The 23,055-nt window shown below is 34.8% G+C and carries 14 protein-coding genes; 13 read left to right on the forward strand and 1 reads right to left on the reverse strand.

Translation table 11 applies throughout. The features are described from left to right. Window positions 1-97 precede the first annotated feature (97 nt). The 6 genes from BUE22_RS22340 to BUE22_RS22365 all read left to right on the forward strand — a co-directional run bounded on the left by BUE22_RS22340 (window position 98) and on the right by BUE22_RS22365 (window position 11,769). Entirely contained in the window at window positions 98-3,613 is a 3,516-nt protein-coding gene (locus BUE22_RS22340; RefSeq protein ID WP_243396835.1) for a SusC/RagA family TonB-linked outer membrane protein, read from the forward strand. An 11-nt stretch (window positions 3,614-3,624) separates the two neighbouring features. Beyond that, complete coding sequence (locus BUE22_RS22345; RefSeq protein ID WP_073398184.1) at window positions 3,625-5,028, forward strand: RagB/SusD family nutrient uptake outer membrane protein; 1,404 nt, start codon at window positions 3,625-3,627, stop codon at window positions 5,026-5,028. 63 nt (window positions 5,029-5,091) lie between these two features. Beyond that, the gene (locus tag BUE22_RS22350; protein WP_073398185.1) at window positions 5,092-7,089 is read left to right on the forward strand and encodes a TlpA family protein disulfide reductase; all 1,998 of its coding nucleotides are present in this window, start codon (window positions 5,092-5,094) and stop codon (window positions 7,087-7,089) included. 21 nt (window positions 7,090-7,110) lie between these two features. Continuing rightward, complete coding sequence (locus tag BUE22_RS22355; RefSeq protein WP_073398186.1) at window positions 7,111-8,499, forward strand: alpha/beta hydrolase family protein; 1,389 nt, start codon at window positions 7,111-7,113, stop codon at window positions 8,497-8,499. Window positions 8,500-8,655: 156 nt separating this feature from the next. Next, window positions 8,656-10,689, forward strand: a complete 2,034-nt coding sequence (locus BUE22_RS22360; RefSeq protein ID WP_073398273.1) for a protein-disulfide reductase DsbD family protein — start codon at window positions 8,656-8,658, stop codon at window positions 10,687-10,689. Between the two features lie 222 nt (window positions 10,690-10,911). After that, a complete protein-coding gene (locus BUE22_RS22365) occupies window positions 10,912-11,769 on the forward strand; it encodes an AraC family transcriptional regulator (RefSeq protein ID WP_243396834.1) in 858 nt (285 codons plus the stop codon). Here the strand turns inward: BUE22_RS22365 and BUE22_RS22370 are convergent. Continuing rightward, window positions 11,766-12,173, reverse strand: coding sequence for a winged helix-turn-helix transcriptional regulator (locus tag BUE22_RS22370; protein ID WP_073398188.1), 408 nt, complete (start codon window positions 12,171-12,173; stop codon window positions 11,766-11,768). The genes BUE22_RS22365 and BUE22_RS22370 overlap by 4 nt on opposite strands. Before the next feature lie 126 nt (window positions 12,174-12,299). Between BUE22_RS22370 and BUE22_RS22375 the strand changes: the two genes are divergently transcribed. The 7 genes from BUE22_RS22375 (at window position 12,300) to BUE22_RS22405 (ending at window position 22,775) form a co-directional block, all read left to right on the forward strand. Further along, window positions 12,300-12,737, forward strand: coding sequence for a nuclear transport factor 2 family protein (locus BUE22_RS22375; RefSeq protein WP_073398189.1), 438 nt, complete (start codon window positions 12,300-12,302; stop codon window positions 12,735-12,737). Between the two features lie 84 nt (window positions 12,738-12,821). Then, window positions 12,822-13,388, forward strand: coding sequence for a sugar O-acetyltransferase (locus tag BUE22_RS22380; protein ID WP_394332807.1), 567 nt, complete (start codon window positions 12,822-12,824; stop codon window positions 13,386-13,388). Window positions 13,389-13,397: 9 nt separating this feature from the next. Next, entirely contained in the window at window positions 13,398-14,444 is a 1,047-nt protein-coding gene (locus BUE22_RS22385; RefSeq protein ID WP_073398191.1) for an alpha/beta hydrolase, read from the forward strand. Between the two features lie 286 nt (window positions 14,445-14,730). After that, complete coding sequence (locus tag BUE22_RS22390) at window positions 14,731-15,057, forward strand: DUF6660 family protein (protein WP_317043546.1); 327 nt, start codon at window positions 14,731-14,733, stop codon at window positions 15,055-15,057. Between the two features lie 105 nt (window positions 15,058-15,162). Continuing rightward, entirely contained in the window at window positions 15,163-19,482 is a 4,320-nt protein-coding gene (locus BUE22_RS22395; RefSeq protein WP_073398193.1) for a CusA/CzcA family heavy metal efflux RND transporter, read from the forward strand. 10 nt (window positions 19,483-19,492) lie between these two features. Continuing rightward, window positions 19,493-20,698: an efflux RND transporter periplasmic adaptor subunit gene (locus BUE22_RS22400; RefSeq protein WP_073398194.1), complete on the forward strand. Its 1,206-nt coding sequence runs from the start codon at window positions 19,493-19,495 to the stop codon at window positions 20,696-20,698. Between the two features lie 52 nt (window positions 20,699-20,750). Then, window positions 20,751-22,775, forward strand: a complete 2,025-nt coding sequence (locus BUE22_RS22405; protein ID WP_073398195.1) for a heavy metal translocating P-type ATPase — start codon at window positions 20,751-20,753, stop codon at window positions 22,773-22,775. Window positions 22,776-23,055 lie beyond the last annotated feature (280 nt).

The raw sequence follows: 23,055 nt of genomic DNA on the forward strand, positions 1-23,055 counted from the left end.
CCGTTCAAAAGTAATGAAATTTTTAACTAATCAAAAATTACAACCACACAAGAATTCTTCCCAAATAGAAAAATTACTGTCCATCACAACTGGCAATTTGAAAAAACTATACCTTATATTATTGTTGTTTATTAGCTGCTCGTCTTTTGCTCAAAGCACAAAGACAGTGACTATTGATGGTAATAATTTAAGTTTTCAAACTGTATTTAACAGTATTACGAAGCAAACAGGATATGTTTTCTTTTATAATGTTAAGATATTAGAGAATGCAAAACCAGTCAACCTGAATATTCAGAAGAAAACGATTCAGGAAGCTTTAGCCATTATTTTTGAAGGCCAGCAGTTTTCTTTTTCTATTCAGGACAAAACTATTGTTGTTACTTCTTCAAGACCGGAGAATAAATCTACAGGTTCTATTCAGGTCAAAGGACGTGTACTAAACGGACAGCAAGATCCTTATCCGGGCGTAAATGTTTGGGTAACAGGAACAAAAATTGGAGCCGTAACTGATTTTGACGGAAGCTTCGTTTTATACGATGTGCCAACAGATGCTATTATTGAAGTCTCAGGATTAACCTTAGAAACGACAAGAGTTTTTCTTGAAGGTCGGTCCAATATCATAATAACAGCAAAAGATAAAGTAGCCTTAATGAACGAAATAGTCGTGAATAATGGTTATCAGAAAATTTCAAAAAACAAATCGACAGGATCTGTATCTGTAATTACAGCAAAAGATCTGGAGAAAATTCCGGTTTCAAACGTAATGCACCAATTAGAAGGTCAGGTTGCGGGTTTGGCAATCGACGTTATGGATTCTGATAATACATTTGTTTACTCCAATTTATTTGGTCAGCAACAAGGTAAAACCAGTTACAATTTTAGAATTAGAGGACAGTCTACTTATGATACCAGCGGTGCCAGCAGCTTACCATTGATTATTTTAGATGGAACTCCTACGGAATTGGATATTAGAACTTTAAATCCAAAAGACATCGAAAAAATAACTTTTTTGAAAGATGCCGCAGCGGCTTCTATTTATGGTGCAAGATCTGCAAATGGTGTTATGGTAATCGAAACTAAAAAAGGAAAAAAAGGGAAAACAAAATTCAGCGCTTCTCAAAATTATGCTATTGCAAACACAGCCAAGATCTCAAGCCTGCCTTTGATGAATTCATCTCAGGTTTTAAATCTGGAGCAGGAACTGGTAGATAAAGGTATTATTACAGATCCGGCAATGGCTTTTAGTCTTTATAATTCAACACCTGTAAGTCAGGGAGTCGAATTAATGCTTCAGGAAAAAAGAGGTACAATAACGGCAGATGAAAAAAATGCGCAACTGGATATTTTAAGAGGAAGAAATAATTACAACCAGATTAGTCAGTATTTGATGCGTCCATCAGAATCTAATACTTATGATTTTTCTTTTAGCGGAGGCGAAAATGATTATTCGTATTTTACATCAGCCTCTTTTTCTAACGAAAAAACGCAGGCCATTGGTACTGGCGGTAAACGTATGACTTTTACTGTAAATCAGGATTTTAAAATGTTTAATTATTTAAAAGTAAGCACAAGTTTTAAAGGGTCTATTTTTGATTATGATCAAAATGGTTTAGGATTAACGCCGCTTGGTTCGTCTTTAACAACTTATTTGCCTTATGACCAAATTGTAGATGCCAACGGAAATTCAGTTTCATACGATAGACGTTTTTATAGTGCAGATACCCAAAGACTTCAAAGTCAGGGATATTTGCCGTGGACTTACAATTATATGGATGAATTAAATAATGCAAACACAAATCTAAAAGAGCGAAATTACTCTGCCAATATTTCTGTTACGGCACCTTTGTTTAAAGGTTTGGATGCAGTTGGAGCTTATTATATTGAAACTTCTAATCTGGATAATAGAAAATTATCTAATGCGGATACTTTTTTTGCAAGAGATTTTGTTAACCAGTATACTTATCTTGATCCGGCAACAAATGAACTTGTTTATGGGGTTCCGATAGGAGGGATAAACCAAAGTTCAAGATTTGGTAAAGACAGTTACACCGCCAGAGGACAGTTAGTTTATAACACGCTTTTTGCTGATAAACATTCTGTTGATGTTATGGGAGGTATAGAGTTTAGAGAAACCAAAGAATCAAATCAAACAGGAACATTATTTGGTTATAATGAAACTGCTCAGACTTCTATTGATCTTCCTTCAAATACGCCTAACACAATTTATGGTTATCCTCAGGGATTGAGTTACAATAATAGCTTAAAAAGTGCAACACGTCGCTTTTTGTCTTATTATGGAAACGCATCTTACACTTATAATGGTAAATATACCCTTTCAGGGAGTGCACGTTTAGACGATTACAACAATTTTGGTGTAGATAAAAGTTATAGAAGAACACCTTTGTGGTCTACAGGTTTTAAATGGAATATCATCAAGGAAAATTTCATGAAAGGAGTAACCTTATTTGATAATTTGGCTTTTAGAGCAAGTTACGGATACAACGGTAATATTAGTTTGAGTACTTTTCCTTTTACCAGTATTTCTCTTGGAGATGTTGATAGATTATCGCAACTGCCATATGCTTTTGTTTCGGCAGCAGCCAATCCCGCATTGCGTTGGGAAAAAACAGGAATCATGAATTTTGGTTTAGATTTCAGCCTTCTTAATTATCGTTTAAACGGAACTGTAGAATATTATAAAAAAGACAGCAGGGATTTAATTATGGAATTTCCGGTTTCGCCGTTTTATGGTACTCCAAACAATATGTTAGTCAGAAATGCATCAACATTAGAAGGGCATGGAATTGATTTGAATTTAAACGGTGTTATCGTTAAAACCAAAAATTTTAGTTTTGATTTGAATTTGGTAACGTCTTATAACAAAAATGAAGTAACCGATTCAAGATTTACCAATTTCTCTAATGTTTTAAACGGTTCAGGAAGTACAGCACCATTAGTAGGATATCCAACAGGAAGTGTTTTTGCTTTTAGAAATGCAGGTTTAAATGCTTCGGGAGCAACTCAGGTTTATGATAAAGACGGAAACATTGTACAGTCAAATGTAATGTTAACAGATATTGAAGACATGAAATACATGGGAAGTTCTACACCTAAATATTACGGAAGTTTAAGTGCTAATTTAAGTTATAAAAAACTTTCCCTATATCTTTTAGCAACCTATAAATTAGATTATGTATTGTTTAAGCCTGCATTTAGCAATTATGTAAGCAGATACGGAACATTCAATGGATATGATTTAACGGCAGAAATTGATGATAGATGGAGAAATCCGGGAGATGAAGCAACAACAAATGTTCCTGGTGTAAGAGGAATGACTGGCTACAGTTACGGACGTTATATTTTTAGTGATAACAGAGTAATTGATGGAGACCATGTTCGTTTTAAAGAAGTTTCGCTAAAATATGATTTATCAGATTTGTTTGCCAATACTTTTATACAAAGCGCATCATTAACCTGTTCTGCAAGAAACCTTGGAATTATCTGGAGAAAAAACAAAGAGGATTTAGACCCTGATTTTCTGCCATATACAGGAAATACTATGAAACTGCCTCCAACAGCAATGTATTCAATGGGATTCAATTTTAACTTTTAAAAGCTGCAACGATGAAAAAATATTTAATATATATAGGAATTTTATCAACACTTTTAACAAGTTGCGATAATTACGTAGACATACAAACTGAAGGAAGACTAATTCCCAAACAAACAGAAAACTACAGATATTTACTGCAGGGGGCCAGTACGTTTAACAGTACATACGGTTTAGTAGATGTGGCTTCAGATGATATTGTAATGCGAGATGATCATGCTGCTTATTTCGAACAGTATTTTTCTGGTTCTGCTTTCAACAAACCTTATGCAAACAGCTATAAATGGGCTGATGAAATTATTCCGATTGGAGAAACAGACAGTAATATGAATTCTCTGTATACATCGTTATACACCTGCAACGTAATAATTTCTGAGGTAATGAGCAGTACAAATGGTACAGATGCTGAGCGTTTAGCCATAAAAGGAGAAGCACAGGTACACAGGGCTTATATCTTTTTAACATTAGTAAATGTATTTGGAAAGGCGTATAATCCTGCAACTGCAGACACAGATCCGGGAATTCCGCTTTTAACGATGCCAACTGTAACCGAAAACATTACAAGAGCATCTGTAAAACAAGTATATGATCAAATTGTAAAAGATCTTACAGAAGCCACTACATCAGGATTAAAAGCCGTGCAAACAGGAAGAAACATCTGGTTCCCTTCAAGAGCATCTGCTTTTGCACTTTTGGCAAGAGCCAATTTGTATATGGGTAATTATACGGAAGCACAGCAAAGTGCCGAAGCCGCACTGGCCTTGCAAAATAACCTATTGAATTTAGAAGATTATCAAAATCTGGGCGATTATTCATGGCCGAGAACTTTTCAGGATACTGAAAATATATTAGCAAAAGAATCAGGCAGTTATATGTATTCGCCAATGGTTTTATCACTAAGCGATGAATTATTAGATTCATTTGACACAAACGATCTTAGATACCAGTTGTACACAAGATCATTAAATGATATGACTTACGGAACTCTTACTCAGGGAAGAGCTTTCTCAAAAGAGCTTTTATCAGGAGACGGACGTAACGCCGGACCAACAGTACCTGAAATGTATGTAATTAAAGCGGAGTGTGAAGCCAGAGCAGGAAGTGCCGGAGCAGCAATGAATACGATTAATACTTTAAGAAAAAGTCGTTTTAGAGCCGCAGATTATACCGATTTAACTGCCGTTGATGCCAATGACGCTCTTGTTAAAGTATTGGCAGAACGCCGAAAAGAATTAATGGGAAGAGGCGGATTTAGATGGGCCGATTTGAAACGTTTAAATAATGATCCTCGTTTTGCTAAGACCATTACACATAAGTACTTAAACGAAACTTTTACCATTGAACCAAACGGAGCCCGTTATCAGTTTCCTTTTGCTGCAATTTACTTTGATTACGCCCCTGATTTACAACAAAATTAATAAAATTTAATAGTATACAGCACGCCTAAAAACCTACATGGGCGTGCTTATAAAATCAAAAAAATGAAAATATTAAAACTATTAGCACTTTCTATAGTTGCAAATGCTTCTATATATGCGCAAGATCAAGTTAAAACATTTGATGTTGCACCAGAGCAACCAAATCCGGGAGAAGAAATTACCATAACATACGACCCTTCACAAACGATTTTAAAAAACGCAAAGGAAGTTTCGGCTAGACTTTATACTTACGATAATTTCAAATGGCAAATTAAGGATATCAATCTAAAAGCTAATGCAGATAAAAAATGGCAGACTAAAGTAAAACTTTCAGATCATGCGTCATTAGTGACTTTTATTTTTACTTCGGATACTTTAGTAGATAAAGGCGGACTGACTACTTACAGCTGGATGTTGCCAAAATCTCAGGGTGCTTATATTGGCTGGGGAATGCTGCGCAATAAAGTTTTTGAAAATGATGTTCCGAATATTGTTGATGAATCTGCTTTTAAAAATGATTCTGTAGCCGTAATGTGGGTAAATTACGAATTGCAATACCATCCGGAAAGCCGCAAAAAGATATTTTATCCTGCTTTAAAAGTAGCTCAAATTGTTAGAGGCGGTGATTTTTCTCCTCGTATTAAAAAAGAACTTCGATTTATACTTACTAATGAATTAGATAATCAGGATCAGTACAATGTGACCAGAACATTGAATTTATTAGAGCCAACGGCTAATAAAGCTTTTATAGACTCAGTACAACAGGCAATTTTGAAAAAATATCCAAAAGGGGTTTTGGCTCGTGATATTGAAATCAAAAAAATGTTTATGGAAAAAGATTTTGATAAAAAAGTAAAAGAATATAACGAGTTTGAAAAAAACTTTCCAAAAGAAAAATTCTTAGATGTTGTTACTGAGACAGAAAGTCTTTTCAGCGATAAATTATTCAAGGCAATCGCTTACAATTATATCGTAAAAAACAAAGATTACGACTTTGCAATCAACAGCGTAAAAAAAGTTTCGTTCTATAATGTATTAGATTATTCCTGGCACTTAATTTCAATTCCATTTAACAGAAATGAAGACGGAGTTGAAAAAACATCTTTGGAAACATTAAAAAAATACGCCGATATCATTATTCCGGAAATGGAAAGCAGGGAATTGTATGTTCCCAAAGAATTTGTTCAAAAATTATCTCCTAAAGAATGGCAGGCTCAGGCATTGAATTATGCAGCAAGAGAATACTTTACCTATGCAAAACTTCAGGAATACTTTAAAAACTATGATTTAGAGAGAAGGTATTTAGATAAAGTTAAGCCGTTTTACGGGTATAAAGACGCTTCGTATAATGAAGTGTATACAAGAATGCTTTTAAGAGAAGGAAAAACGCTGGACGCTAAAGAATTATTGGCTATCAGCATTAGAGAAAACAAATCAACTCCGGAAATGCTCGCTTCATTAAAAGCCATTTATTTAAAAGAAGGCGGTGCAGCAGCAGGTTTTGAAGCTTATGTCAATTCATTTAAATCAGACAGTAATATTCAGGAACACAAAACCAAATTGATTGCAGAACTTATCAATAAGCCAATTGAAGGTTTTGAGTTAGAAAGCAGCAAAGGCGGAAAAGTAAAATTAGCCGATCACAAAGGAAAAATTGTCGTACTTGATTTTTGGGCAATGTGGTGCGGACCTTGTAAAAATGCAATGCCGGGAATGCAGATGGCTGTTGAAAAATACAAACAAGATCCTAATGTGAATTTCTATTTTGTAGATACACAAGAATATATCAAAGATTTTAAAGCACAAACACAGGCATTTATAAAAGAGAAAAACTTTGATTTTACGATTTTGTATGATGGAAAAAATCCAAAAACAGGAAAATTTGACGAAGTATATGATAAATATGCAAAAGCATTTCAATTTTCAGGAATTCCTGAAAAAATGATTATCGATCAAAACGGAAAATTAAGATGGATGTCTAATGGATATTTTGGAAGTCCAACAGAACTTGCCGATGAAATTTCGATTATCATAGAATATTTAAAAGCTGAGAAAAAATAATTTAGTTAAAAAGGTTAGAAAATGAAAATTGTTAATTTTTTATATCTCAGTATTTTGTTATTGTGCTGTCAGACTGGTTTTTCACAAACCATCTGGCAGGGGCAATATCAATCGTACCGCATATTAGTTTCTGGTGATTTTGATAGTAAAATAGATTCCCTGGCCTTTAGTATTCCTGAATTAGGTTCAGAATCTAAAGTTGCCGTAAAAATTGTTGCTGATAGTGTTTCCTTTAAAAATGATATGTATGGGTTTACTTTTAAAGGAAAATACAATCCGCAGAAAACAACAATTACTGGGATTTTTAATAATTACTCGATTCCAAATGCGACAATTATCTTAAAGAAACAAAACGAAATTAAACCGTTGTTTTTTGCACAACATCCGCAAAAACCGTATCCGTATGAAGTTAAGGATTTTACCTTTTCAGGAAAAAATACCAAACTGACATATGGCGCGACACTGACACTTCCTAAAAATAAAAAGAAATATCCGCTGGCTATTTTAATTTCAGGAACAGGACAGCACGATCGCAATTACACGTATGTAGGAAGAGAATTTTTTACCGTTTTAGCAGATTATCTGGCAAAAAACGGAATCGCTTCTTTGCGCGTTGACGACCGTGGAATTGGCAAAACAACAGGAGATTTTGAAATTGCCACAACCGGAGATTTTGCCGACGATATTGATGAAGAAATTACTTACCTAAAAAGCGATCCAACTATCGATGCATCTCATATCGGTGTAATTGGTCATAGCGAAGGAGGTATGATTGCATCAATTGTAAGTTCGAAAAACAAAGATGTAAAATTCATGATAAGCTTATCCGGAGTAGGAGTAAGCGGACTTGAAATGCTGAACTTACAAAATACGGCTATTCTTAAAAGTTATGGTTTTACAGATGAAGTTGTCGCTAAACAAATGGAGCTGTACAACATATTGTTCAAAGCCGTTTATGATACAAAAGATGCTGAATCTGCAAAACCTGTTATTGAAGCAAAAACAAAAGCCTGGATAAAAATGCAGGATTCAGTTATGCTAAAAAAAATACAGCTTTCAGACAGGCGAGATGAGACTTTTACCTACCGTTATTCGAGAGATGCAGACAAAAAGTGGTATCGCTACACCATTCATTACAATCCGGAAGACTATCTGCCAAAAATTACAATTCCGGTATTTATAGGAAATGGAGATAAAGATATTCAGGTTCCGGCGGTAGAAAATGTAAATTCATTCAAAAAATATCTAAAAACCAAAGACCTGACGACTAAAATTTATCCGGGACTAAATCATATGTACCAGCATTGCACTGCTTGTACACAGAAAGAAGTCAAAGAAATAGACGAAGTTTTTGCTCCCGAAGTTCTGGATGATATCGCCAAATGGATTTTAAGCCGATATAAAAAGTAATATTAGGTAATCATCTTTGTCAAAGTTTGAAACTTTGACAAAGATCGAAAACCACAAACAACCGGATTACCAAGGTTCTTTATCTAAACTATTTTTCGTTTTATCAATTAATTATGAACTTCCCTTAATTGGATCGATCATGAAATGTTTCCTGCTATGAAAAAATTACTTTTATTGTTTTTGATACTTTTTAGTTTTCAAAACGCATTTTCTCAAATTTACGATCCGGTATCTTTTAAAACAGCTGTAAAAGAATTAGATAGTAATACTTATGAATTAAGTATTACAACCCAAATAGAAAAAAACTGGCACATTTATTCTCAAAAAGTTCCGGCAAACGGACCAATGCCAACGAGTTTTAAATTTGCAAAATCTAAAAATTATACGGTAAAAGGCGGCGTTACAGAACCAAACGGACACGAAGTTGATGATCCCGTTTTTAATATGCGCATTAAGTTTTTTGAAACCAAAGCTGTTTTTACACAAAAAATAGAGCGAAAAACAAATGATGCTTTTAAGATAAATGCTACCATTGAGTTTATGGTTTGCAACGATCAAAGCTGTTTACCGCCAACGGAAAGAGAATTTGTTTTTGAAATTCAGAAAGGTAATTTAAAAGAAGAAACAAAAGTAATTGTGGAAACTAAAACCACAAATTCCGATACAATTGCAACGGTTGCAACAGATACCGTAAAAGAAAATACGATCAAGCCGGAGATCAAGAAAGCGGTTGTTGCCGTAAAAAATGTTCCCGCGCCGGAAGAACAAAATATTTGGAGTGTTTTTTTATTGAGTTTTCTGGCAGGTTTGGCAGCATTGTTAACGCCTTGCGTTTTCCCGATGATCCCAATGACGGTTAGTTTTTTTACCAAACAAAGCAAAACCAGAGCGGCCGGAATTCGAAATGCATTGTTGTACGGCTGGTTTATCATCATTATTTATGTAGCGCTGGGAACATTGGTAACCACACTTTTTGGCGCAGATGCCTTAAATGCACTGGCTACAAATGTCGTTTTCAATTTGATATTCTTTTTATTATTGGTTGTTTTTGCGGTTTCCTTTTTGGGTGCATTTGAAATTGTTTTGCCCAGTTCATGGCTGACCAAAGTCGATAATAATTCACAAAAAAGCGGTGTTATCGGCATCTTTTTTATGGCTTTGGCTTTAGCGATAGTCTCTTTTTCGTGTACAGGACCAATTGTGGGTACGTTATTAGTGCAATCAGCAAGTCAGGGAGGTTTAGCACCCATTATCGGAATGTTTGGATTTTCATTGGCTATTGCCTTGCCGTTTACACTTTTTGCTGCTTTTCCGGGCTGGATGAATTCACTTCCAAAATCTGGCGGTTGGTTAAATTCGGTTAAAGTTGTTTTAGGCTTTTTAGAATTGGCTTTGGCCTTTAAATTTTTATCCAATGCAGATTTGGTGCTGCAATTGCATTTATTAGAAAGAGAAGTTTTTCTGGCTATCTGGATCGCGATTTTCCTTGTTTTGGCTTTGTATTTATTTGGTAAAATCCAATTGTCGCACGATTCTCTTGTAACACATCTTTCTGTTGGGAGATTGAGTTTAGGAATTGCAGTTCTGGCTTTTGTAGTGTATTTAATTCCGGGACTTTGGGGAGCTCCATTGCAATATATAAGCGGTTTTCCGCCGGCAAAACAATATAGTGAATCGCCAAATGGTTTTGGAAACACAGCGGTTTCAAATGATGCAAAAGAGGTATTGCCGGAAGGCGCAGAAAGCGGTCCAAACGGAATCACGACTTTTCATGATTATGAAACTGGTTTGGCCTACGCCAAAAAAGTAAACAAACCCGTTATGATCGATTTTACAGGATATGCCTGTGTAAATTGTCGTAAAATGGAAGAGCGAGTTTGGCCGGATCCGCAGGTTTTATCACAGTTAAAAAATGATGTTGTCGTTATTTCTTTATATGTAGACGATAAAAGACCACTTGCAGAAAACGAGCAGATTGCATCAAAAATAACAGGTAAAAAATTAAAATATACTGGACAGAAATGGAGTGAATTTCAAATCCTGAAGTACAAAACCAACGCCCAACCTTATTATGTTTTAACAGATCATAACGGAGAATCCCTAAATCAGCCAACGGCATACAATCCGGATATTCAATTTTATACAAATTGGTTAAAAGAAGGAGTAGGGAATTTTAATAAATTAAAATAACACAATACTGGTTTTTCAAAACATTATTATTTTTTAGAAGTATTTGAATTAGTAAGCTTGTACATCATTTGAGAAACCCTAAAAGAGCTGTTTTTGCCAACAGCTCTTTTTTAGGTTTCCTTTAGAAGTATTCTTTGAGTAATTGCCAATAATCTAATTGAGCCTTACAGAAAGATTAAATGAACCTCACAACAAAGCATTACCAAAATATAAATTTTAATTTTGTATGTTAGTAATACAGTATCAGAAATCATGGATGTTCAGCAAGACGATAAATTAAAAACATTAAGCTATTCGGGCATATTTTTGTCCTGTTTTAGTGATTATAGCGAAAAGTGTGTTCACGCCACGCCCGAACATGTTTTGGTTTATTTGTACTCCGGAGAACAGATTATAGAGGACAGAAATAAAAAAATAATATTACAGGCTGGTGATTGTGCTTTTATCCGAAGAGATCATCGCTTGAAAATGTATAAAAATAGCAAAGGCGACGATTTGTACAAAGGTATTTCATTGACTTTTAAGCGAAATATATTGCGTGATTTTTACAACAAAATGAATAAATTTGAAATTCCTAAAGCTGTAAAAGTTACCGATCAAACGGTTTTTAAGTTAGATTCAAGTCCAGCAATAGAAAGTTTATTTCAATCGCTTACCCCTTATTTTGACAGTAACATAAAACCAACGGAAGGTGTTACACATTTAAAATTATTGGAAGGAATTTATGCTTTACTAAATAGCAATGAACAGCTTTATCGAATACTTTTTGACTTTGCCGAACCCTGGAAAATTGACCTTTTGGAATTCCTCAATGAAAACTATAATCAGGAACTTTCAATGGAGCAAATCGCTTCGTTTACAGGACGAAGTCTGGCTACTTTTAAAAGAGATTTTAAAAAAATCAGCAGCCTTACACCTCAAAAATGGCTGATAAAAAAACGTTTGGAAATGGCTTACATAAAACTAAAGGAAGAAGGCAGAAAAGTACAAGACGTATATATGGAAGTTGGTTTTAAAAACCCATCTCATTTTTCAACCGCCTTTAAAAAACAATACGGAATTTCGCCAACAGAACTTTAGGCTTTTTTATCCTTTTTTAATTTTCCGGGAGAATGTTCGCTTTTAATTTTTTCGCGATGCTGCATTCCCCATTTTGTCATGGCTCCTACAACTTCTTCAAGCGTATGACTGTAGGGGAGAAGTTCATATTCTATGCTTACAGGATATCCATTTTCTACTTTTTTGATGATAAAACCATTCATTTCCAGTTCTTTTAATTCGCTGGAAAGAACCCTTGCAGAGATTCCTGTAACTTGTCTTTGAATTTCGGTAAATCGTTTATTTCCTCTTGCCATGGCGATGATAATCATCAGTTTCCATTTGCCGCCAATGGCATATAAAGCGTCTGAAACTGCCATTAAAACTTTATGGCAATCTTCTGTAAATGCTTTGTTATCTACTTGATTTTCTTTTACTTCATTCATAACTATGTTGTTTATTACCTGCTAACCTTTAGGTAATCACTAATAAAATGTAAGCAAATATAATATAATTTTGACATGTAATAATTACACAAAATAAATTTTCAATTTGAATTAAACGACAAAATTATGACCCTAGAGATTTTAAAAACAAAAGAAGAACTTAGAAACTTAATTGATGATTATGCCTATTTAGGTGATGATAAAAAAATTGCAGAAGTGATGGATTTATTAACACCGGATGTTACCTATAAAGTTTATATGGGTGGCGTTTTGGTGGCCGATGTTTCCGGAAGAGAAAATATGGAAAAAGATTTTAATCATCATGCTTCTTTGGTAAAAAACTATTTTACATTGAACGGACAGCATACTGTAAAAATCGATAACGAAACTGCTTCTGGAGTTTCTTTTACTCAAATCAAAATGATCAGAGAGATTGAGGGAAAAGATATTTTGACTGATTACAGTGTAAAATATGATGACAGTTATGTATTTCAAAATGGAAAATGGCTTATCAAAGACCGTGTTGCTCATTTCCTGATTATCGAAACAAGACCTGTTTCTTAAATTTATTGAGCCTGTCAGAAAGATTCTTTGAGCCTCGCAGTAAAGTCACTGCGAGGCTTTGTGTTTAATTTTGTGTTTTTAAATATTAAACAGATGCAAACAACAATATTCGACCGATTAAGAAATGGTGAAATCATTTCGTCAGCAGATAAAGATGCCTATAAAATGCGTGAAGCTTCCTTTGCTACAAAGAAATTATTGCTTCAGATGAATAATTCGTCAGATCCTGCGGAAATCATAAATTTTTTAAGCCAGATCACAGCATCTGAGATTGACAAAAGTGTAACTGTATTTACACCGTTATATATCAATTATGGAAAAAATACCAAAATCGGCAAAAATGTATTCATCAACTTCGATTGCGTTTTTCTTGATTTGGGCGGAATTACCATTGAAGACAATGTATTAATAGCTCCGAAAGTAAGTTTATTATCTGAAGGTCACCCAACTTCAATTGAAGACCGGCATTCTTTAATTCCAAAACCAATTCTCATTAAAAAAAATGCCTGGATTGGTGCCAACGCTACCATTTTGCCGGGCGTAACGATTGGCGAAAATTCAGTTGTTGCAGCAGGAGCGGTAGTTTCTAAAGATGTTCCCGATAATACGATCGTAGGCGGAATTCCTGCAAAAATTTTAAAAACAATTTAATTTAATAAAATGAAAAAAACATTGATTATTACAATGATGCTTCTTTTAACAATGCAAGCATTTTCGCAAGACAAAAAATCTAAATCAGAAAAAATGAATACATCAAAAGAACATTATACTTTCAAATTAAGTGATAAAGTAACGCGTCAAAAAGTAAGTTTCAAAAATCGTTATGGTATTACTTTAAGCGGAGATTTATATCTTCCGAAAAATGTCGGAAACACAAAATTAGCTGCATTAGCAATTAGCGGGCCTTTTGGAGCTGTAAAACAACAATCGTCAGGATTATACGCAAATATAATGGCTGAATGTGGTTTTGCTGTGATAGCATTCGACCCGTCTTATACGGGTGAAAGCAGTGGCGAACCACGAAATGTAGCTTCTCCGGAAATCAATACTGAAGATTTTAGTGCTGCGGTTGATTTTTTAGGATTGCAAAAAATGGTAGATAGAAATAAAATTGGTATCATCGGGATTTGTGGTTTTGGAGGTTTTGCTTTAAATGCCACTGCAATTGACAAACGAGTAAAAGCGGTTGCTGTGACAAGTTTATATGATATGACCAGAGTAATGTCGAAGGGTTACAATGATTCTGTTACTTTGGAACAAAGAACCAAAACATTAGAAAATCTGGGTGAGCAGCGTTGGAAAGATGCAGAAAACGGAAAACCGGCAGATGGCCCAAGAAATTTACCGGAAACATTGAAAGGCGATGAACCACAATTTATAAAAGAATATTTTGATTACTACAGAACGCAACGTGGTTTTCATGTTAACTCTGTGAACTCAAACGGAGCCTGGCTGATGACAAATCCAATATCTTTTATGAATATGCCAATTTTAAGTTATGTAAAAGAAATTTCGCCGAGACCAATGCTTTTAATCGCAGGAGAAAATGCGCACTCAAGATATTTTAGTGAAGATATTTTTAAAATAGCAAATGAACCAAAAGAATTAATAATTATCCCAAATACTGTTCACGTTGATTTGTATGATAAAGTTAATGTGATTCCTTTCGATAAGCTGGAAAAATTCTTTAAAGATAATTTGAAATAATATATCAGATGGCAATTTGACGCAATACCAAATATTTCTAATGTATGAAGAAATAAATGGAGCGCATCAGCATTCATCACAATTACAAACCTCCAAAGTTATTTTGATTTTGGAGGTTATTTTATGTTTACGGGCTTTTTGCCACAGTCATTAAGGCTTTCAAAAAAGATACCAAATATGCAGATCGAAAGAGTTGTGGATTGATAAAAACCAAGGTTTCCAATTTTTATAGCAGACACTTTAAATAATTTAATTTTGTAATAGAATAAATAGTATTTTTACTGTATTGAAAACAACCAATATCATATTGTCTTTTATCATTCTTATTATTTCCTTCATGCCGTGTGCTGATATGGAAATGAATAATGCTGCGCAAAAGACAGCTCAATTTACTGAAACTCATATTGATCATTCGCATGACACACAAAATGATTTGTGCTCACCATTTTGCGTATGCAGTTGTTGTGGAGTGCAAGTGTTAAGCTATGCATCTGCAATTAATTTTGATTTTCATGTTATAGGGGCTTTGATTAAGCGTCCGTTACCAAATTACATCTCAGTTTTAGCTTCCAATTTCTACGGAAGTATTTGGCAGCCACCTCAAATAGTATAATGTTGCCCGTCCCGAATTTTCGGGATTCGGTTAGAGATTTGTGGACTTTCCACACAATTTAAAGACAATTTATTGTCTTAATTTCTCATTTCATTATATATTCAAATGTTAGATAAAATTATACAGTTTAGTATAAGGAACAAATTCATTATACTATTGTTTACCTTGGTATTAATTGCCTGGGGAAGCTATTCGCTTAAAAAATTACCACTAGATGCATTGCCTGATGTTACCAATAATCAGGTTCAAATTATTACTACAGCGCCAACTTTGGCCAGTCAGGAAGTAGAGCAATTAATTACTTATCCGCTTGAACAATCTGTCAAGACCGTTGCTAAAGTCATTGAACTTCGTAGTATTTCTCGTTTTGGTTTATCGGTAGTGACCGTGGTTTTTGAAGATAATGTTGACATTTACTGGGCCAGAGAGCAAATATTTCAGCGTTTAAAACAAGCAGAAGAGAATATCCCTGCGTATGCCGGAACTCCAGAACTCGCGCCTATTACAACTGGTTTAGGAGAAATTTATCAATATGATGTTTATGCCAAAAAAGGATATGAAGATAAGTATGATGCGATACAATTAAGAACTATACAGGATTGGATTATTATTCCGCAATTGCAGGGAATAGCAGGCGTAGCAGATGTTAGTACCTGGGGGGGCAAATTAAAACAATATGAAATAGCTGTCAATCCAAATACTTTAAATAGTTTAGGCGTAACCATCACTGAAATTTTTGATGCTTTAGAGAAAAACAATCAAAATACGGGGGGCGCTTATATCGAAAAAGACCAGTATGCCTACTTCATTCGTGGAGTCGGCATGGCTACAGGTGTAAAAGATTTAGGAAACGTAGTAGTCAAAAATCGTAATGGTTCTCCGGTTCTGGTTCGTGATGTTGCAGAAGTTCGGGAAGGCATTTCACTTCGATATGGTGCTTCTACTAAAGATGGTAAGGGAGAAATTGTTTGTGGACTGGCTTTGATGCTTAAAGGAGAAAATTCAAGTGCAGTTGTTGCGCGTATTAAAGAAAAAATGATCCAAATAAATAAAAGCCTTCCAGAAGGAGTTGTGGCAGAAGCCTTCATTGACAGAGGAAAATTAGTTGATAGTGCTATTGGAACAATAAGTAAAAATTTATTGGAGGGAGCATTGATCGTTATTTTTGTACTTATTTTATTTTTAGGAAATCTTCGTGCAGGTTTAATTGTAGCATCTGTAATCCCGCTGGCGATGCTTTTTGCCGTTATTTTAATGAATGCCTTTGGCGTAAGCGGAAACTTAATGAGTTTGGGAGCAATTGATTTTGGAATTATCGTCGATGGCGCGGTTATCATAGTTGAAGCTACGATGCATCATTTGCAGAAACTCAAAAGAAAAGATAATTTATCACAAGAAGAAATGGATACTGAAGTATATAATTCAGCATCTAAGATTAGAAATAGTGCTGCATTTGGAGAAATCATTATTCTTATCGTGTACTTGCCTATTCTGGCTCTTATTGGTACAGAGGGAAAAATGTTTAAACCTATGGCCATGACAGTTGGTTTTGCTGTTATTGGTGCTTTTATTCTTTCGTTAACGTATGTACCCATGATGAGTGCCATGTTTTTATCTAAAAATACAGAACACAAAGAAAACTTTAGTGACCGAATGATGGCGTGGCTGGAGAATATTTACGCACCATTTTTAGAGAAGGCATTGGCCTTTAAAAAAACAGTATTAGGTATTGCTCTTGGTTTATTTATTTTGGGAGTTATTGTTTTTCAAAATATGGGAGGAGAATTTATTCCAACTATCGAAGAAGGAGATCTTGCACTAAATGTTACTATTATGACAGGAAGTTCTCTAACCCAAATGATAAAGACTACTACGGAATATGAAAAAATTTTAAAAGATAAATTTCCTGAGATTAAAACCGTTGTAGCTAAAATTGGAAGCGGTGAAATACCAACAGACCCAATGCCAATAGAAAGTGCAGATTTGATTATTGTTCTTAAAGATAAAAAGCAATGGTCAGGAAAATACAAAAATTGGGAAGATTTAGCGAATGCGATGAAAAAAGAAATGGAAATTATTCCCGGAGTAAACATTGAGATTTCACAACCTATTCAAATGCGTTTTAATGAATTGATGACCGGAAGCAGAAGTGATATTGCAATTAAGATTTTTGGAGATGACTTAGAAATTCTGGATGCAAAAGCAGCCGAACTCATTTCGAAAGTAAAAAACATTGAAGGAATAGGAGATTTAAAAGCAGATAAAGTTACTGGTTTACCACAAATTACGATCAAATATGATTATAATAAAATCGCTTTATATGGTTTAAATATATCTGATATTAACCGCATTATTCGTTCGTCATTTGCGGGAGAGATTGCAGGTAAGATATACGATGAAAGCAAGCGGTTTGATGTTGTAGTAAGAATGAATGCCGATAACAGAAGTGATATTGCCGATGTGAGCAATTTATTTATACCATTGCCGAATGGGCAGCAGGTACCACTTTCGCAAGTGGCTTCCATTAATTATGAGCAAGGTCCTGTACAGGTTTCGCGTGAAGATGGTAAGCGAAGAATAACAGTCGGACTGAATGTTCGTGGTCGTGATATTAAAAGTGTAGTGGAGGAAATTCAGCAAAAACTAGATAAAAGTTTTGAACTTCCCGCAGGCTATTATGTTACTTATGGAGGACAGTTTGAGAATTTAATTGAAGCCACAAAACGGTTATCAATTGCATTGCCAATTGCATTGGGATTAATTTTAATATTATTATTTTTTACTTTTAATAGTTTCAAACAAGCCGGATTAATCTTTACAGCTATTCCGTTATCAGCCATTGGAGGAATTTTTGCACTTTGGTTGCGAGGTATGCCATTTAGTATTTCGGCTGGAATTGGTTTTATTGCTTTATTTGGAATAGCAGTATTAAACGGAATTGTCCTGATTTCGTATTTCAATCAGCTTAAAGCAGAAGGAATAACAGATCCCCTACAACGAGTGTTCCTTGGAACCAAAACCAGACTAAGACCAGTATTAATGACAGCTGCCGTGGCATCTCTGGGTTTTTTGCCAATGGCATTATCAACCAGTGGAGGGGCAGAAGTACAAAAGCCATTGGCAACAGTAGTTATTGGCGGATTATTTTCGGCAACCCTGCTCACCTTAATTGTTTTGCCAATTCTATATCTGCTATTGGAGAACAATACTAAAAAAAGAAAAATGATATCGCAACCTCTTACCATCGCATTGTTATTGCTTTTTACGAGTATTTCATTTGCCCAAACGACACAACCGGTAAGTTTACAAAAAGCAATTGAAATAGGGAAATCTAACAATATAGATTTAAAAATTGCCGATAAGGAAATTGAGAAACAAACCGCTCTTAAAAAGACAGCTTTCCAGGCAGATCCGCTTAATGTTCAATATCAGGGAGGTCAGTTCAACAGTGTTGATTTTGATCATAATATTTCGATTCAGCAATACTTTCCGATAGGAAAAATTACCAAAGCCAATCGACAATTACAAGAAGAACTGGTCAAGCTGGCTGAAAAGCGAAAAGCATTATCTGAATATGAAATAGAAAAAGCAATCACGCTCTCTTATTATCAATATCTATACGGTATTTCAATCCAAAAACTGAATTCTGAACTTAATGATATTTATACCAAATTTCTTAAAAATGCAGAGCTTCGTTTCAAAACCGGAGAAAGTGGCAATATCGAGGTTATTAGTGCCAAGGCGAAGGTAAAAGAGATCGAAACGCAAAAAGAGCAGCTTAGTTATGATATGGCCATTTACCAAAAGCAATTTCAGTTTTTCGTTCAAACTAACGAAAATATAGTACCAGATACCAATACTACATTACTCTATTCTGATGTAAATGAGAAAGGAAAATCAAAAGCAGAGGGTCTGGTTACAGATTATTATAATCAGCAAATTTCGGTATATCAAAAAGAAGCCAATACGTTTAAAGCTATGCGTACGCCCAAATTGGGATTGGGATATTTTGCCCAAACCATCAATACAGAATCTTTGTTTCAGGGCTTTACGGCAGGGCTTCAAATTCCGTTATTTGGAGGAGTCAATACAGCCAAGGCACAGGCAGCTTCTATAAGCATTTCGCAGTCAGAGCTTGCATTAGATAAAAACAAACTGGCTTTGAATTTTCAAATGCAGGAATTACAGAACAATTTTGAAAAGCAAAAAAAAGCATTGACCTATTATCAAAATGAAGGAACACAATATGCGGATCAGATTATAAAGTCGGCAGAAAAAAGTTATGCTAATGGTGATATGAGCTATTGGTCGTACATCAGTTTTTTGAATCAGGCCATTGACATTAAAAAACAGTATGCAGAAGCAGCACATTCCTTTAACCAAAGTGCTATCGAATTACAGTTTCCATCCCTTACAAATAAATAAATTCCGCAAAATGAAAAAATATAATATTTCAAAAATAACAGCTAAAATCAGTTTATTGATACTGGTTTTAAGTCTCTTTTTAATCACTTCCTGTCAGGATAAAAAAACCGAAGAAACACATGAAGAAGAAAAATCTGAAACGGAAGTAGCATTAACGGCTGATCAATTTAAAACCGTTGGAATCGAAACCGGTTTGGTTGAAGAGAGAAACCTGAATAAAATCATAAAAGCAAACGGTTATACAACGGTACCGCCTCAAAATTCTGCAGAAGTAGCCACCTTAATTGGCGGAACGGTTAAAGATATTTTTGTTTTAGAAGGCACTTATGTCAACAAGGGAAAAGTTCTGGCGACCATTCAAAATCTGGAAGTAATCGAGATGCAGGGAGATTATCATTCTGCAACAGCAAATATCGAATATTTACAATTAGAATATAATCGCCAGAAAACACTGAGTGATGAGAATGTAAATCCACGGAAAATTTTTCAGGAAGTAAAATCAAAGCTGGCAGCAGAGAGAGCAAGAGCACAGGCAGCAAAAAATAAACTCGAAGCTTTGCATGTAAGCACCAAAGGGAGTAGCTCACTTGTTCCTATCGTGGCGCCCATTAGTGGTTATGTAGGCAAAATAAACATTGCAAAAGGAGCATTTGCAGAAACTGGACTGATTTTATTTGAAGTAGTAGATAACAGTCAGATGCACTTAGATTTAAATGTTTATGAAAAAGATCTGGGTTCTATTTCTGTTGGGCAGGTGATTGATTTTGTGTTAACGAATCAATCGAATAAATCTATTAAAGGAAAAATCTTCGGAATTAATAAATCTTTTTCGAATGAAAGTAAAACGGTAGCCGTACATGCAAAAATAGATCCTGCCAATGCAAAAGATTTAATTCCGGGAATGTATGTCTCGGCAAACATCAATATCACAAATGCAACTGTTCCCGCATTACCAAAAGATGCTATTGTTAGAAATGGTGATAAATATTTTGTTTATATTCAGGAACAAAATCACCTCGGGAAGAAAAGTGCGAACAAAGAAAAAGAACAGGATGAAATTCATTTTAAAGCTATTGAAGTTATTCCCGGAACAACAGACCTTGGTTTTACAGAGGTAAAATTTGTAGATGAAATACCTTCTGGTGCACGAATAGTTTTCAAGGGTGCTTTTTATTTATTATCAGCGATAAAAGGCGGTGGAGAGCATGAACATTAAAAAATCAACATTCGATAATTAAATTTTTGAATTAGAAAAAATCAAAAAAATTATGATACATCAACACAAATACGATGCAAATGGCAAACAGCTTTGTTGCACACAAGAGGAAAAAATTAATAAAAAATCAGATAAAAACAGCGGTTGTTGTTCGGCACATGATGAACAGGAACATTCTGATGAGGATGGGCATAATCATGAACATAATGCTAATGAAAGTACCTTAAAAATGTTCCTGCCTGCTATAATCTCATTAGTTTTGTTACTGGTAGCTATAGGTCTTGATAATTATTTTCAGCAAAGCTGGTTTACAAAATATGTTAGATTATCCTGGTATATAGTGGCTTATTTACCTGTTGGAATTCCTGTTTTGAAAGAAGCATTTGAAAGTATAACAAAAGGCGAATTTTTCTCTGAATTTCTTTTGATGTGTATTGCTACACTTGGAGCATTTGCTATTGGTGAATATCCGGAAGGAGTCGCAGTAATGCTATTTTATACTATTGGCGAAGTTTTTCAGACTTTGGCAGTAAGCAGGGCAAAATCAAATATAAAAAGTTTGTTGGACCAACGTCCTGACGAAGTTAGTATTTTAGTGAATAATCTTGTACAAACCGTAAAAGCAGCAGATGTAAGTATTGGGACTATTATACAGCTTAAATCCGGGGAGAAACTAGGATTAGACGGAGAATTAATATCAGAGAAAGCATCGTTTAATACCGCCGCTCTAACGGGTGAAAGCAAGCCAGATACTAAAGTAAAAGGAGAAACCGTTTTGGCGGGTATGATAAACGGAACAACCATTGCTCAGGTAAAAGTAACTACTGCCTATAATGACAGTAAGCTTTCCAAAATATTAGAAATGGTTCAAAATGCAACAGCTCAAAAAGCACCAACGGAGCTATTCATCAGAAAATTTGCCAAAATCTATACACCAATAGTAGTTTTTCTAGCCATTGCCATTTGTTTATTGCCTTACTTTTTTGTGGCTAACTATGATTTTAATGATTGGTTATACCGGGCATTGGTCTTTCTGGTAATATCTTGCCCTTGTGCTTTAGTAATTAGTATTCCGCTTGGTTATTTTGGAGGAATTGGTGCAGCGAGTAAAAACGGGATATTGTTTAAGGGGAGTAACTTTTTGGATAGTATTGCCAATATCCAAAATGTAGTAATGGACAAAACAGGAACCATGACCGAAGGAGTTTTTATGGTTCAGGAAGTTATTATTTCAAATGAATTTGAAAGAGAAGAAATACTCAAAATGGTTAATGCTTTAGAAAGTCAAAGTAACCATCCGGTTGCTACTGCCATTCATAATCACGTAGGCGCAATTGATCCTTCCATTGAACTTAAAAATGTAGAAGAAATAGCAGGGCATGGGTTAAAAGCGGAAATCAACGGAAAAGAACTTCATGTGGGCAATTTTAAGTTGATGGACAAATTTAGCATTCCGTATGATATTGATCCAGATTCTATTGTTTACACGTTGATTGCCATTGCCTATGATAAAAAGTTTGCAGGATATTTAACTATTGCTGACTTGATTAAAGAGGATGCACAGCTAACTATCGACAAACTAAAATCGATGGGGGTTAAAACCACAATGCTAAGTGGGGATAAAAACACTGTAGTGCAGTTTGTTGCCAATAAACTAGGTATAAGTAATGCTTTTGGGGACTTATTGCCTGAAGATAAAGTAAATAAAGTAAATGAAATAAAAGCTAAAAATGAAACAGTAGCTTTTGTTGGTGATGGTGTTAATGATGCGCCGGTTGTGGCATTAAGTACTGTAGGAATTGCAATGGGCGGCTTGGGAAGTGATGCAACAATTGAAACAGCCGATGTTGTAATTCAGGATGATAAACCCAGTAAAATACCAATGGCAATCAATATAGGAAAGCAAACGCGCAAGATAGTCTGGCAAAACATTACGCTGGCTTTTGTAGTTAAAGGGATTGTTTTGATTCTGGGTGCGGGAGGCTTGGCTACGATGTGGGAAGCTGTATTTGCAGATGTTGGAGTGGCTTTGTTGGCAATTTTAAATGCTGTGAGAATTCAGAAAATGAAATTTTAAATATATAAAGTTATAAAAAGCGCCATTGATTTGGCGCTTTTATTATTTAATTGTTTTTTCGGTATAGCGCTACACTATAGTTCATAATTCCTTGCTGGCTGAAACCCATTAAATAAACCTGTTTTTCATCAAAATTAAGTTCAACTTTCAGGCGTTCAATAAAATCTAAAATGATAACTGAATATCATTTTAACTGGCTGAATGTTGGGATAAGTAATTTGAAATATTGATGTTTTGCCAGCTGGCAATTATGTAATTATATAATTACTAATTGTAAGTA

Source organism: Flavobacterium pectinovorum (genome assembly GCF_900142715.1).
Classification (GTDB): Bacteria; Bacteroidota; Bacteroidia; order Flavobacteriales; family Flavobacteriaceae; genus Flavobacterium; species Flavobacterium pectinovorum.

Bases quoted from the DNA above. Each gene is read 5' to 3' on its own strand.
- BUE22_RS22345 (WP_073398184.1), top strand. From the start codon at position 3,625: ATGAAAAAATATTTAATATATATAGGAATTTTATCAACACTTTTAACA.
- BUE22_RS22350 (WP_073398185.1), top strand. From the start codon at position 5,092: ATGAAAATATTAAAACTATTAGCACTTTCTATAGTTGCAAATGCTTCT.
- BUE22_RS22355 (WP_073398186.1), top strand. From the start codon at position 7,111: ATGAAAATTGTTAATTTTTTATATCTCAGTATTTTGTTATTGTGCTGT.
- BUE22_RS22360 (WP_073398273.1), top strand. From the start codon at position 8,656: ATGAAAAAATTACTTTTATTGTTTTTGATACTTTTTAGTTTTCAAAAC.
- BUE22_RS22370 (WP_073398188.1), bottom strand. From the start codon at position 12,173: ATGAATGAAGTAAAAGAAAATCAAGTAGATAACAAAGCATTTACAGAA.
- BUE22_RS22375 (WP_073398189.1), top strand. From the start codon at position 12,300: ATGACCCTAGAGATTTTAAAAACAAAAGAAGAACTTAGAAACTTAATT.
- BUE22_RS22385 (WP_073398191.1), top strand. From the start codon at position 13,398: ATGAAAAAAACATTGATTATTACAATGATGCTTCTTTTAACAATGCAA.
- BUE22_RS22395 (WP_073398193.1), top strand. From the start codon at position 15,163: ATGTTAGATAAAATTATACAGTTTAGTATAAGGAACAAATTCATTATA.
- BUE22_RS22400 (WP_073398194.1), top strand. From the start codon at position 19,493: ATGAAAAAATATAATATTTCAAAAATAACAGCTAAAATCAGTTTATTG.
- BUE22_RS22405 (WP_073398195.1), top strand. From the start codon at position 20,751: ATGATACATCAACACAAATACGATGCAAATGGCAAACAGCTTTGTTGC.